The sequence below is a fragment of the Paenibacillus motobuensis genome (genome assembly GCF_039521865.1).
GTDB lineage: Bacteria > Bacillota > Bacilli > Paenibacillales > Paenibacillaceae > Fontibacillus > Fontibacillus motobuensis.
In genome coordinates, this window is the sequence record NZ_BAAACX010000028.1 from 41,362 (window position 1) to 55,734 (window position 14,373).

A 14,373-nucleotide genomic window follows, 5' to 3' on the forward strand; every position below is an offset into this window, starting at 1 on the left:
GATTTTCTAAACATTTTTTTTGCTTTTAGCAGGAATTTTCCTTAACATGTTGAATATAACCATCATTGTGGTGTAAAGTGGTGTAATGTGGGGGAAAGAGGTTAGGGGTGAGCGAAGCCGATGTTTATGGGGGAATTCCAACATAGCATTGATGAGAAGGGCCGTATTATCATTCCGGCTAAGTTTCGCGATCTTTTGGGAACCTCTTTTGTCGTTACCCGCGGTCTTGATCAATGTCTCTTTGTGTATCCCGCAACAGAATGGGAACTGCTGGAGCAGAAGCTCAAGACTTTACCACTAATGAAATCCGATGCTCGCGCGTTTACTCGTTTCTTCTTCTCTGGAGCTACCGAATGTGAATGGGATAAACAGGGAAGGGTAAACATACCTAGCAACCTAAGACAGTATGCGAAGCTGGAGAAAGAATGCGTTGTGCTGGGTGTGTCGAATCGCGTTGAAATTTGGAGCCGTTCGACATGGGAACAGTACTTCGAGCAGTCGGAAGAGTCTTTTAATGAGATCGCAGAGAAACTGGTCGACTTCAATTTCGACCTGTAAGGAAATCAAAAAGTATTTAATCTACTAAATGAGATGTTCGAACAGTCCAGTTTTCAGCACCGAGAAGGTTGGATGAAGCTAGGGATTGAGAAGCGAGCGTACGTTTGGGTACGTGAGCATCGGAATGCCCGGGTTAAATCAAGATTAGAAGCCTTGGTTACTTCTTGATTAACTTCGTGTTAGATATAGAATTTATAAGTTATCAGCGTAGCTGATGAAATTCTATATCGCAAGAAAACCTACCGTTGAATCGCGGTCGCTCATCCATGAATTTGCTTCGATTGGTTTTCTTATCAAAAGTGGACTTTTGAATTACCTCTAAAACAGTCTGGAGGGCTGCAGTCTTGTTCCATCACATCACGGTATTAAAGGCAGAAGCGACAGAAGGGCTGAGCATTAAGCCAGGCGGTATATATGTAGATTGTACGCTGGGTGGCGGAGGCCACAGCTCAGTCATATTGTCGAAGCTCAGTGAAGGCGGTAGACTGATCGCTTTCGATCAGGATGATTGGGCACATGAGAACGCCAAAGAGGTGCTTTCATCCTATCGAGATCGCCTTACTTTGGTGAAGAGTAATTTTCGCCATTTGCAAGAGAAGCTGCTAGAGCTTGATTTTGTTCCAAAGCAGGACGGTCTGCCTCAAGTAGACGGTATATTGTTCGATCTAGGAGTATCTTCTCCACAGTTTGATGAAGGAGAACGTGGGTTCAGCTATAATGCTGATGCGCCGCTGGATATGCGGATGGACCAGTCTGCTGCGCTTACGGCTCGCGATATTATCAACGACTGGCCTGAGAAGGAGATTGCACGGATTCTGTTCCAATACGGCGAAGAGAAATTCTCGCGGAGAATTGCCAAGGTTATCGTAGACCAGCGGAAAACATCTCCAATTGAGACGACGGGTGAACTGGTCGAATTAATCAAGGCTGGCATTCCTGCGGCAGCGAGGAGAACCGGAGGCCACCCGGCCAAACGAAGCTTTCAGGCGCTGCGTATCGCGGTAAATGATGAGCTGGGAGCATTCGAAGAAGGGCTGCATGCGGCAGTTCGTTGCCTGGCTCCTGGTGGCAGGGTTTCAGTCATTACCTTCCACTCCTTGGAGGACCGGATCTGCAAGCAGATTTTCGCTAGTTATGTAGAGAAATGCACTTGTCCTCCGGATTTCCCAATGTGTGTATGCGGGGGTCAAGGACAGTTGAAATTGATAAACCGGAAGCCAATCGTTCCCTCAGAGGAGGAATTGGCGAATAATTCCCGGGCACGTTCAGCGAAGCTGCGCGTGGCGGAGAAATTGCAATCCATAGCAGAAACAGCAGGGGGAAAGTGAGATGGCGTATACACGCGGAAATTTAGCAGTAAAAGAGAAGACAGCGACACGTGGACAGAATCCGCGCTACCGCGAGACAACTAAGGTAGTTACACGCAGGTCACCGCTTCCCATTCGCGAGAAGCTACTGTATATGGTGACGATTTTATTCTGTGTCGGCATCATGGGTGGTTTGCTATGGCAAAATTCGCAATTGTATGACATTAAACGGCAAGCTTTTAATCTAAACACAGAAATTCAAAATATTAATGTTCAGGTGAAGGAACTGTCGATCCAGAAGGAGAAACTGGAGGAACGAATTCCTGAAGAAGCAGCCAAGCTGGGGTATGTTGAACCGGTAGATGAAGGCGTTCACGTTCAGGTACCGAATTCGACTACAACGGAGAATCAGGCATCAGATGTCGCAACTGTTCGATAAATTAAGTACTAAGAGGTTTTTATTATGATCAAAAGAATAAAGCTTCGTACACTGCTGATAGGGGGAATCATTACCCTCTTTTTTGCTGTCTTGATGCTCAGAGTGTTCTGGGTACAGGTTGTGGAAAGTAATTTCTGGCAAAGTTATGCCGAAAATCAATGGTCTAAGAAGAAGGTGCTTACTGCAACCCGGGGGACGATTACGGACCGGAATGGCGATGTACTGGCTGTTGATGCTCCAGCTTATACTGTCGCGGTGAATCCGCAAATTATTAATAAATACGAATTACAGGAGGAGGTCATAGAGGGGTTACATCAACTGCTTAACAAGGATGAGGGTGAATTAAGAAAACTTGTAAATGCCAAGAGAGATAATGGCAGCTTCTATCCGCAACGTGAAGTAAGGAATGAAGGGTGGAAGATTGATCAGGAACTTCGTGATCAGGTAGAGAAATTCTCGGATGAATTGAAGGAAAAACATAAAATTCCAGATTCAGGTATTTTACTGCTGAAGGAGAGCAAACGCTATTATCCTAAAAATAGTCTTGCGGCACATGTACTTGGTTATACGGATCGTGAAGAGAAGGCAGTGTCCGGGATTGAGGCCGCTTATGATAAAGAACTGACGGGTCAAGATGGAGCCATTGAATATAAAAGCGATGGCCGTGGGATTGAGATCCCAAAAGCGAGCGAAATTTACACCCCGGCAAAAGATGGCAAAGATATTCGGTTAACAATTGACGATACAATACAGTATTATATTGAAGACGCGATGATAGAGGCATTCAACCAACTGAGGCCTATCAGTATGACAGTGATTGCTGCTGATCCGAAGACGATGGAGATTCTAGGGATGGCGAATTTGCCAAGCTATAATCCCAATGAATACTGGGTAGATGTGGACCAGAAGAACTTCTACAATCATGCGATCAAGTCGGTCTATGAACCGGGCTCAACCTTTAAGATTGTAACTTTGGCAGCTACGGTACAGGAAGGTCTGTTCAATCCGAACGGTTATTATATGTCAGGCAGCATTCGAGTACCTGGACAGACAATCCATGACGTCAGACGTTCGGGCTGGGGCAGCATCTCGTACTTGGAAGGGGTTAAGCGTTCTAGTAACGTCGCCTTCGTCAAGCTTGGTTATGAAATGCTAGGTCCTGATCTGATGAAACAGTATGTTGATAATTTCGGCTTCGGACAAGCTACAGGAATAGAGCTTCCAGGAGAGGCGAGGGGCGTCGTATCGCCGGAGCAGCAGGCAGACTATGCGGCGATGACTTATGGCCACGGTAAATTGCTGGTTACTCCTTTGCAGCAGGTGGCTGCAGTAGCGGCAATTGCTAACGGGGGAAAGCTGATGACACCGCATATCGTCAAGTCGATTACGGATCCCCTGACGGGTGAGACAACTGTTACGAAGCCAGAGGTTGTCAAACAAGTTATTTCCCAGGAAAGCGCGAAGAAGACAGGTGAATATTTAGAGCAGGTCGTCTCGGATTTGAAGATCGGAAGTGGGCGTCATGCTTACATCGATGGGTATCGAATTGCCGGCAAGACCGGTACTGCAGTGAAGGTTATCAACGGAAAATATGATTACAAGAAGCAGGTTCTATCCTTTATCGGCTATGCGCCGGTTGATGATCCGAAAATAGCGATGCTGGTGCTTATCGATGAGCCGCAGGATTCTGATCTGGGCGGAGGAACGGCGGCTGCGCCTATCTTTAAGAAAATTATGAATCAGACATTGCAGTATTTAGGCGTGCCTAAGAAATTTGATAACAAGACTACGTCGGATGTTGCGAATAACGGTATCAAGGCTCCTGATTTGAAAGGCTTGTCAGTCCAGGAAGCCAAGAATAAGCTTGCTGGACTAGGCATCAACTATGCAACGCTAGGTAAAGGAACGAAGATTGTCTCGCAATTTCCAAAGGCTGGATCTGTATTAAAGACAGGTCAACATATGTATTTACTGTCAGAAGAAGGGGATAAAGTGAACATCCCGAATCTGAAAGGCCAGTCCTTGCGTGATGCAATGGAGCTGCTCTCTGCTATAGGCGTTGAAGTAAATATAGAAGGTGAAGGTTATGTTGTCTCTCAGACCCTGACCAAGGAGAATGGTAAGAGACGAATAGATCTTGTTCTTGAACCTCTGATCAAGGAAGATGAGGAATCAGGACAAGATGAGCAGAACGATGAAACTGCTCAAGAGGAGAATGCGGGCGAGAGCTCGGGTTCTTCCCCATAGCTTGTTCTAACCCCTGTTTGTCCTGAATATTTATGATATGAAACCAATTATGCTCAGGATGAAACAGGGGGGCCATTTTCTATGAAGATCTCCAGGCTTACGATAAGAAGAAGATTGTTCATGCTGCTGTTTATGCTATGTGTGCTGTTCATGGCTCTCGTTGCCCGGCTAGCTTATGTACAACTGGGTAAGGGAGCGGAATTGTCGGCGAAGGCAGAGGATTCCTGGCGGCGCAACATTCCTTATTCCGCGAAGCGCGGCGAGATTAGTGATCGCAATGGGAATGTGCTCGCTTATAATGTAACGACTCCTACAATTATGGCGATCCCTGTACAGGTGAAATCGCCGGAGACAACGGCGCGCAGTCTGTCGCCTTTGCTTGGGATGAGCGAGGAAGCTGTGCTTAAAGTAATCACGAAGAAAGAATCCATAGTCAGGCTACAGCCCGGGGGTCGCAAAATTACGATGGAAAAGGCACAAGAAATTCGTGATTTGGATCTGCCGGGTATTGTTGTTGCCGAAGACAATAAAAGATATTATCCTTATGGAGGACTTGCCGCGCATATTCTGGGCTTCACCGGAGGATATAATCAAGGATTGACTGGTCTAGAGAGCAAATATGACAGCGAGCTGAACGGGATGAATGGCAGTGTGTCTTATTTGTCCGATGCTGGCGGAAGATTGATGCCAGGCTCATCAGAGGTCTATGTAGAGCCCAAGGATGGACTGAATCTGCAGCTGACGATTGATAAGTCGATTCAAAGTATTATAGAGCGAGAACTCGATCAAGCGATGGCCAGGCTAAATGCCAATTCTGCGTTGACGATCGCGATGAACCCGAAGACCGGTGAGATTTTAGGTATGGCAGGAAGGCCCGGATTTGATCCGGCTAATTATCAGGATGTCGATCCTCAGGTATATAACCGGAATCTTCCGATCTGGATGACCTATGAACCGGGTTCAACCTTCAAGATTATTACGCTGGCGGCTGCTCTAGAAGAACAGAAGGTCGATCTGCTGCATGATCAATTCTTTGATCCGGGTTTTGCTAAGGTAGGCGGGGCTACGCTTCGCTGTTGGAAGAGAGGCGGGCATGGCAGCCAGACCTTCCTTCAGGTCGTCGAAAATTCCTGTAACCCTGGGTTTGTTGCTCTAGGGCAACGCTTGGGTAAGGAGACTTTATTTAAGTATATTAAGGAATTCGGTTTTGGCAGTAAGACTGGTATCGATCTCAGCGGCGAAGAGAACGGAATTCTTTTCAAATTGTCCCAAGTCGGCCCGGTGGAGCTGGCAACAACCTCCTTTGGCCAGGGTGTATCGGTGACGCCGATCCAGCAGATTACCGCTGTGTCGGCAGCCATTAACGGCGGCAAGCTATTCAAGCCCTACGTAGCCAAATCATGGACGAACCCGGATACTGGACAGATCGTCGATGTTACAGAGCCGCAGCTCGTCCGTCAGGTGATCTCTGAGGATACTTCGAAGAAGGTGCGGGCCGCGCTTGAGAGTGTGGTAGCGAACGGTACAGGCGGCAATGCATTCATCGATGGATACCGTGTCGGCGGCAAGACGGGGACGGCCCAGAAGGTAATTAACGGACGCTATTCTGCCAATGAGCATATTGTGTCATTCATCGGCTTCGCGCCAGCGGATGATCCGCAAATCGTCGTATATACGGCGGTGGACAATCCGCAGGGAATTCAGTTCGGCGGCGTAGTAGCAGCGCCAATCGTGCGCAACATCCTTGCCGATACGCTCGACTATTTGAATATTCCGCCCCGCAAGGATCAGGTTGCAAAGAAGTATAAATACGGTGAGACACCGGTCGTTACAGTTCCCGATCTGATCGGCTACACAGCGCAGGATATCTATGAAGATATGAACATGAATTTCAATCTGGTGAAATCAGGCGCCGGTTCTGTTGTTATCAATCAGGCTCCAAAGGCAGGTACAAGAGTGAATAAAGGCTCAACGATCCGCATTTATATGGGAAGTGAGGCTGAGGCCGAACAAGAGCATGAACAAGAGCATGAGTAGCCATGAGCAAGAAGAGGATTTGGTATGTGGAAGAATACTGTACCACCAACTTCTCATTTCAGTGAAATAATATCCTGAATTGAATTTGTTTTGGCGATACTATAAATATCGGTAGATTTTGACGGAGGGGTAACATATGCTGCTTAAAGATTTAGCAAATTATTTAATAGCTTCGGAAATTTCGGGAGATGAGTACGTAGATTGTCAGGGGATCTGCTTTGATTCCAGACAAGTGAATCCTGGCGATCTGTTCCTCTGTCTGCCGGGGCATACCGTTGACGGCCATCAATATGCGAAGCAGGCCGCTGAGCAGGGAGCTAGTGCGCTGGTTGTACAACGCTTCCTGGAAGAGGTTCCGCTGCCGCAGCTCAAAGTGAAGGACAGTCGTATCGCCATGGCAGTACTCGGTAATGTATTTTTTGATTATCCCAGCAATCATTTGAAAGCAATCGGTATTACTGGAACGAACGGGAAGACAACAACAACCTATTTGATTGAGCGTATATTGCTGGATCAGGGCAAGAAGCCTGGGTTGATCGGTACGATCGAGCGCCGCTTTGATGGCAAGGCAGTTCCTATGCCGCGGACGACCCCAGAAGCGCTAGATTTGCAGCGCTACCTGCACGAAATGGTACAAGGAGGCGCTTCTCATTGCGTGATGGAGGTATCCTCTCATGCGCTAGAACAGGGCCGGGTAAAGGGTACACATTTCCGTACAGCTGTGTTTACTAACCTGACCCAGGACCATCTGGATTATCATGAGACGATGGAGGCATACAGGGCAGCAAAGGGATTATTCTTCTCTCGTCTTGGTAATGAGTATCCGCAAGATCCGGCTGAACGGAGTTACGCGGTGTTGAATGCGGATGATGCGGCTTCTGATTACTTTGCTAAGCTGACCTCGGCAGAGACGATTACGTACGGGGTAGACCATCAAGCAGACGTTAGAGCCTCGAACATCTCTGTGACAGCGCGGGGAACCACCTTCCATGTAGAGACTTTCCGCGGCAGTGCGGACATTACGTTGCGTATGGTCGGCAAGTTCAATGTATATAATGCCTTGGCTGCTATCGCAACAACTTTATTGGAAGGCATTCCGCTTGAGAGCATCAAGGAGAGTCTTGAATCGATCAAGGGGGTCGAAGGCCGGGTAGAAGCTGTAGACGAGGGCCAATCCTTTGCGGTTATCGTGGATTACGCTCATACTCCTGACGGTCTAGAGAATGTCCTCCGTACGGTCAATGAATTTGCCAAAGGCCGGGTCATTTGCGTGTTCGGCTGCGGCGGAGACCGGGACCGGAAGAAGCGTCCGATCATGGGCAAGATCGCAGCAAAGTACGGAGATCACGTTATTATCACATCGGATAATCCGCGGACAGAGGACCCAGCATTGATATTGAAAGATATCGAGGCAGGACTTATAGAGGACAATATTCCGCTCGAACGTTATGAACTGATCGTAGACCGCTATGCAGCGATTCAAAAGGCTATTGAAATGGCAAGCCATGACGATGTAGTATTGATTGCGGGGAAAGGACATGAGACCTATCAGATCATTGGTAAGGAAGTGCATGATTTTGATGATCGTCTCATTGCCAAAGAAGCGATAAGGGGTTTAGTAAAGTGATAAAAAGAAAATTAGCGGACATTGCCGCCATGTGCGGTGGACAGGTGGCTAATGCCGATGATAACAACTTAATAATTTATGGTGTGATTACTGATTCCAGACATATTCAGCAGGGTTGCCTATTCGTGCCTCTGTCTGGTGAGAGATTCGACGGACACGCCTTCGTCGCAGACAGTCTGGCAAGCGGGGCTGGCGCCGCATTATGGGAGCGGGCTAAGGGCAACCCTCCAGGACCGGCTGTTCTAGTCGACAACGCCCTAGAAGCGATGCAACTCCTCGCTAAGAGCTATCTCGCTGCCGTAGGCGCTAAGGTAGTCGGAATTACCGGCAGCAACGGGAAGACGACAACTAAGGACCTGCTGTTTGCCCTGCTGGCTACTACTTATAAAGTGCATAAGACGAGCGGCAACTATAACAATCATATTGGGATGCCGCTTACTATCCTGGCTATGCCGGAGGATACCGAGATGGCTGTGCTTGAGATGGGCATGAGCGGCCGCTATGAAATCGAGTTTCTTTCAAAGCTCGCTGAACCGGAGGCGGCCATCGTTACAAATATCGGCGAATCACATTTGGAACAGCTCGGTTCCCGTCTTGAGATAGCCCGCGCCAAGCTGGAGATTCTGTCAGGAATGAAGACGGGCGGCTTGTTCGTATACAATGGCGATGAACCTTTAATTACCAAGGTGCTGGCTGATCCGAATACACCAAAGCCGGAGCAACTGCATACACTGACTTTTGGTGTAAATGGAAATCATGATATTTATCCGAGCGGAATCATGTTCCTGGAGCATGGCACAATGTTCACCCCGAACGTTGGGGAGACGCCGCTTGAGCTGCCGCTTCTGGGCGAGCATAATGTTGTAAATTGCCTTGCAGCACTTGCGGTTGCCCGACACTATGGCGTGACGGAGGCCAACATGAAGGAAGGCCTTAAGCATGCGGAGCTGACTGGGATGCGGATTGAGATCGTTGAAGGCGCGAATGGGGTTACTATTCTGAACGATGCCTATAACGCGAGCCCTACATCTGTGAGAGCAGCGGTTAATGTCCTGAACAAGATGAAGGGATATCGGAGCAAAATCGCCGTACTCGGGGATATGCTTGAGCTCGGAGAGGATGAAGTGCAGTTCCATCAAGAAGTGGGAGAATATTTAACAACGGAGAATACGGATCTGTTGTTTACGTACGGGCGCCTGGGCAAGGAAATTGCTGTTGGGGCGAAGAAACACCTCGCTCCGGACAATATTTATGCATACGATGATAAAAGCGAGCTTATTCATAAGTTAATCAGTGTACTTCATCCGAAGGATGTTGTACTGGTGAAGGCCTCACGCGGAATGAAGCTTGAAGAAGTCGTCGAAGCGGTCAAACACAGCAAATTACATCAATAATTACCGGCGAGAGGAGGGTGATCCCATGGATTACGGACTTATCTTATTAACGATTGGAGTATCTTTCATTTTGGCTGTCATATCAGCCCCTCTATTAATACCTTTATTGCGACGGATGAAATTCGGTCAGCAAATTCGCGTAGAAGGGCCGCAGAGCCATCAGAAGAAAGCAGGCACGCCTACAATGGGCGGGGTCGTCATTATATTAGCTTTTACGATCACATATTTGAAATTCTCTGTAGTGAACACAGACTTCTACGTCTTGCTGGTAGCTACTCTCGGCTTTGGGCTGGTAGGGTTTCTTGATGATTACATTAAAATTGTATTCAAACGATCCCTGGGACTGACACCTAAGCAGAAACTATTTGGTCAACTACTATTCGCCGGTATTATTACAGCATTGCTTATATCGGAAGGACATAGCACAGCGATTGGCATTCCAGGAACGGACTTCGCCTTCGATTTAGGACCATGGTTCTATTATCCATTTATTATTCTAATGATGCTGGCGATCAGCAATGCGGTCAATTTCACAGATGGCCTCGACGGCCTTCTGTCAGGCGTTAGCGGCATTGCCTTCGGCGCGTATGCGATTATCGCCATGCAGGCTACTTCCATGGTAGCAGCAGTTTGCGCGGCGGCCATGATCGGGGCGGTGATTGGATTTCTAGTGTTCAACGCACACCCGGCCAAGGTGTTTATGGGCGATACTGGTTCGCTTGGCATAGGCGGGGCGATTGCCGGAATCGCGATCGTGACGAAGAGTGAACTGCTATTCTTAGTCATCGGCGGCGTTTTCGTTATTGAGATGCTGTCGGTCGTACTACAGGTAATCTCTTTCAAAACACGCGGCAAAAGAATTTTTAAAATGAGCCCGATACACCACCATTTCGAGCTGTCAGGCTGGTCGGAATGGCGTGTTGTTACGACATTTTGGGCGGTCGGCCTCGTGCTAGCTGTCGTTGGACTTTATTTGAACAAGGGGTTGTAGAGATGAATCATCCAGAACAGTATCGGGGACGACAAGTTGTCGTCCTCGGTTTGGCAAAAAGCGGTGTACAGGTTGCCAAGACCCTCCATCACTATGGAGCCATAGTTACAGTAAATGATAGGAAGACACGAGAAGAGAGTCCCGAAGCTTCTGAACTAGAGGCTTTGGGAATTTCTGTTGTATGCGGAGGACATCCAGAAGGATTAATCTCTCCATCCGTGGAACTCGTGGTGAAGAACCCGGGCATCCCGTACAGCGCTCCGCCTGTCGTTCAGGCGCTGGAGCTCGGTATCGATGTGGTAACTGAGGTAGAGGTGGCCTATCATCTTAGTCAAGCGCCGATCATCGGCATTACCGGTTCGAATGGAAAGACGACGACAACAACCTGGATCGGCAAGATGCTGGATGCTGCTGGGCTACATCCGATTGTAGCGGGAAATATCGGTACTCCGCTCTGTGAAGCTGCCGAGCAGGCTGCGGAAGAGGATTGGCTTGTAGCTGAGCTTAGCAGCTTCCAGCTAAAGGGCACCGAAGACTTTAAGCCCAAAGTGGGTGTGCTGCTTAATGTGGCCGAGACGCATCTTGATTATCATGGCTCAATGGAGGATTATGTCGCTTCCAAGACGAAGCTGTTCGCCAATCAGACAGCGGACGACATCGCTGTCGTAAACTGGGATGACCCCGTCTGTCGCGAGTTGGTCCCTCACTTGAAGGCAAGATTGATTCCGTTCTCGATGACGGAGGAATTAAGAACGGAGGGGGTATTCGTTACGCCTTCTTATATTGCCGGAGTCGAGGATGAATTGGAGCGGACTGTAGTATATCGCGATATGGATGGTCATATCAGCCCAATCATTGCCGTGGAAGAGATCGGCTTGCCCGGCCGCTTCAACGTGGAGGACGCGCTGGCTGCAATCGCCGCTTCCATAGCGGCTGGGGCGGAGTCCGAGCTGCTTGCTGAGCCTTTGCGGGCATTCAAAGGCGTAGAGCATCGACTTGAATTTGTGGAAGTGAAGCATGGCGTAACCTATTACAATAACTCCAAAGCGACGAATGGCAAAGCGACGATCATGGCGCTTGGCGCCCTGAATAAGCCGATCGTATTGATCGCCGGAGGTCTTGATCGGGGCTCTGATTATATGGATCTGCTGCCGTCCTTTGAGAAAAACGTAAAAGCGGTGGTTGCGCTTGGACAAACGAAGGAAAAAATAGCCAAGGTCGCACAGCTTGCAGGTCTAACCGATATCGTCATTGTCGATAATGTTGACAGTGCCGCCTCCACGCTGAGGAAGGCGATATCCCAGGCTGCAGAGCTCGCTAATCCTGGAGATATTGTCCTATTATCGCCGGCTTGTGCAAGTTGGGATATGTTCAGTTCCTATGAAGAGCGTGGACGCATTTTTAAAGAGGCGGTGCATACCCTTTAAGTAGGGGGGTGGAAAAGCCCCTACTTTCCTTAAAAAGGTGGCTGCCACGATGAATAAGAGCCGAAAGGCGCCGGATTTCTGGCTACTAGCCAGTATTTTGTCCCTGCTGACGATCGGAATTGTAATGGTATATAGCGCGGGCTCTGTGCTCGGTTTTCATGATTACGGAGATTCCTTTTATTTTGTGAAGCGTCAGGCTTTATTTGCTGTTCTTGGCCTGGTGGCCATGTTCTTTACGATGAACTTTGATTATCGCTTGCTGAAGAGATATGCAAAAATAGGGCTGATCGTCTGCTTCGCCCTGCTGGTCATCGTATTGATTCCGGGAATTGGCGTAGTTAGGGGCGGAGCGAGAAGCTGGCTAGGCATTAGCTCGTTCGGTATTCAGCCCTCTGAATTTATGAAGCTTGGCATGATTCTCTTTCTGTCCTATTGGCTCAGTAAGGAGGATTATAGAATCACTCATTTTACGAGAGGCCTGCTGCCTCCGCTCGGCATCATTGGTCTGGCCTTTGGCATGATTATGCTGCAGCCGGACCTGGGTACCGGTACAGTAATGCTGGGAGCCTCGATGTTGATCGTATTTACGGCTGGCGCGAGAATTAAGCATCTGGCTGGACTTGCAGCCGTAGGCGCTATCGGCTTTGTCGGACTTATTCTGGCCGCACCTTACCGTTTGGCAAGAATTACGGCATTTCTTGATCCATGGTCCGATCCTCTGGGTGCGGGCTATCAGATTATTCAGTCGCTGTACGCGATTGGTCCCGGCGGCTTGGCTGGCTTGGGCTTAGGGATGAGCAGACAGAAATACAGCTATGTACCGGAGCCCCAGACGGACTTTATATTTTCGATCTTGGCGGAGGAGCTTGGTTTCATCGGTGGACTACTCGTTCTGATGTTATTCCTGATCCTAATCTGGCGCGGCATGAGAGTCGCGATGACGATTGATGATACGTTTGGAAGTTTGCTAGCGGTCGGGATCGTTGGTATGGTAGGAGTGCAGGTTGTTATTAATATCGGTGTAGTAATCGGCCTTATGCCAGTTACAGGCATCACTTTGCCGCTGATAAGCTACGGAGGCTCATCGTTGACCTTAATGCTTACAGCTCTAGGCATTTTACTTAATTTATCCCGTTTTGCGAGGTGAAGGTATGCGCGTCGTATTGACCGGCGGTGGTACGGGAGGACATATCTACCCGGCACTTGCCGTTGCTAATCAATGTGCTCTAGAGGAGCCTAACTCTGAATTTCTATATATCGGCGGACAGAAAGGTTTGGAGAGTTCGATCGTACCGAAGGCGGATATCGCTTTTAAGTCGATTGAGATCACGGGCTTTCGCCGTAAATTATCTTTTGAAAATGTGAAGACAGTCATGCGATTCCTAAAAGGGGTTCAACAATCCAAGCAGATGCTGCGTGAGTTCAAACCGGACGTTGTGATCGGTACAGGTGGATATGTATGCGGTCCGGTCGTATATGCGGCCGCGAAGCTGGGCATTCCGTCAATGATCCACGAGCAGAATGCAGTTCCAGGATTAACGAATCGCTTTTTGAGCAAGTATGTAGATACAGTTGCAGTAAGCTTCGATGAATCGATGTCCTTGTTCCCAGGAAGCAAGCATGTAATCTATACAGGAAATCCACGTGCGACTACGGTCGTATCAGCGAATAAGAATAAAGGATATGAATCATTGGGCGTGTCTAAGGACCGTCCAATTGTGGTGCTTGTTGGCGGCAGTCAAGGGGCGAGAGCTATCAATGAGGCGATGGTGCAAATGGCTACGGAATTGAATAATTTGCCGGACATCACCTTCGTCTATGTAACAGGTAACAACTATTACGAACCAACGCTGAAATCGATTGAGAGCAAGCTGGGCGGTCTGCCTGGTAATTTACTGATTCTCCCTTATGTTCACAATATGCCTGAGGTGCTTGCAGCAACCTCCTTGATCGTTAACCGAGCCGGGGCTTCCTTCCTGGCTGAGATCACTTCGCTCGGCTTACCTTCCATTCTGATCCCTTCGCCGAATGTGACGAACAACCATCAGGAGAAGAATGCCAGATCATTGGAGAAAGCCGGTGCGGCCGAAGTGATCCTTGAGCCGGAGCTTACCGGCCAAGGGCTGTTTGAAGGTATCCGGCGAATTATGCAGGATGCCAACCTGCATACAGCCATGTCTGCCGCTTCGCGTGGTCTTGGCAAGCCGGATTCGGCACAGTTGATCGTGGCTGAGATGAAGAGGTTGTCTAGCAAACAAGCAAAAGCCTAGAATAGGGATCCTTGTACGAATGTAGCAGCCAGTCAAGACGAGCCTGTAAGCGGCAATCTGGGCGATTGTCACACTC

General features: G+C 48.7%; 11 protein-coding genes. All 11 read left to right on the plus strand.

Features of this window, described 5'->3' with window-relative positions:
* Positions 1-120 precede the first annotated feature (120 nt).
* The 11 genes from mraZ (at position 121) to murG (ending at position 14,297) form a co-directional block, all read left to right on the plus strand.
* Complete coding sequence (gene mraZ / locus ABD014_RS24085; protein WP_343865706.1) at positions 121-558, plus strand: division/cell wall cluster transcriptional repressor MraZ; 438 nt, start codon at positions 121-123, stop codon at positions 556-558.
* Between the two features lie 344 nt (positions 559-902).
* Positions 903-1,886: a 16S rRNA (cytosine(1402)-N(4))-methyltransferase RsmH gene (gene rsmH / locus ABD014_RS24090; protein ID WP_343865708.1), complete on the plus strand. Its 984-nt coding sequence runs from the start codon at positions 903-905 to the stop codon at positions 1,884-1,886.
* 1 nt (position 1,887) lies between these two features.
* Positions 1,888-2,304, plus strand: coding sequence for a hypothetical protein (locus ABD014_RS24095; RefSeq protein WP_343865710.1), 417 nt, complete (start codon positions 1,888-1,890; stop codon positions 2,302-2,304).
* Between the two features lie 24 nt (positions 2,305-2,328).
* Positions 2,329-4,551: a penicillin-binding transpeptidase domain-containing protein gene (locus tag ABD014_RS24100; RefSeq protein ID WP_343865713.1), complete on the plus strand. Its 2,223-nt coding sequence runs from the start codon at positions 2,329-2,331 to the stop codon at positions 4,549-4,551.
* 81 nt (positions 4,552-4,632) lie between these two features.
* The gene (locus ABD014_RS24105) at positions 4,633-6,588 is read left to right on the plus strand and encodes a stage V sporulation protein D (RefSeq protein ID WP_343865715.1); all 1,956 of its coding nucleotides are present in this window, start codon (positions 4,633-4,635) and stop codon (positions 6,586-6,588) included.
* Between the two features lie 136 nt (positions 6,589-6,724).
* Entirely contained in the window at positions 6,725-8,215 is a 1,491-nt protein-coding gene (locus ABD014_RS24110; RefSeq protein WP_343865717.1) for a UDP-N-acetylmuramoyl-L-alanyl-D-glutamate--2,6-diaminopimelate ligase, read from the plus strand.
* Positions 8,212-9,609, plus strand: a complete 1,398-nt coding sequence (locus tag ABD014_RS24115) for a UDP-N-acetylmuramoyl-tripeptide--D-alanyl-D-alanine ligase (RefSeq protein WP_379339503.1) — start codon at positions 8,212-8,214, stop codon at positions 9,607-9,609. The genes ABD014_RS24110 and ABD014_RS24115 overlap by 4 nt, the downstream gene beginning before the upstream one ends.
* A 25-nt stretch (positions 9,610-9,634) precedes the next feature.
* A complete protein-coding gene (gene mraY, locus ABD014_RS24120; RefSeq protein ID WP_343865719.1) occupies positions 9,635-10,600 on the plus strand; it encodes a phospho-N-acetylmuramoyl-pentapeptide-transferase in 966 nt (321 codons plus the stop codon).
* A gap of 2 nt (positions 10,601-10,602) precedes the next feature.
* On the plus strand, positions 10,603-12,027 hold the full coding sequence (gene murD / locus ABD014_RS24125) for a UDP-N-acetylmuramoyl-L-alanine--D-glutamate ligase (RefSeq protein WP_343865721.1): 1,425 nt from the start codon (positions 10,603-10,605) through the stop codon (positions 12,025-12,027).
* Positions 12,028-12,076: 49 nt separating this feature from the next.
* Positions 12,077-13,174, plus strand: a complete 1,098-nt coding sequence (gene spoVE / locus ABD014_RS24130; RefSeq protein WP_343865723.1) for a stage V sporulation protein E — start codon at positions 12,077-12,079, stop codon at positions 13,172-13,174.
* A 4-nt stretch (positions 13,175-13,178) separates the two neighbouring features.
* Positions 13,179-14,297, plus strand: a complete 1,119-nt coding sequence (gene murG, locus ABD014_RS24135; RefSeq protein ID WP_251412498.1) for an undecaprenyldiphospho-muramoylpentapeptide beta-N-acetylglucosaminyltransferase — start codon at positions 13,179-13,181, stop codon at positions 14,295-14,297.
* Positions 14,298-14,373: the final 76 nt, after the last annotated feature.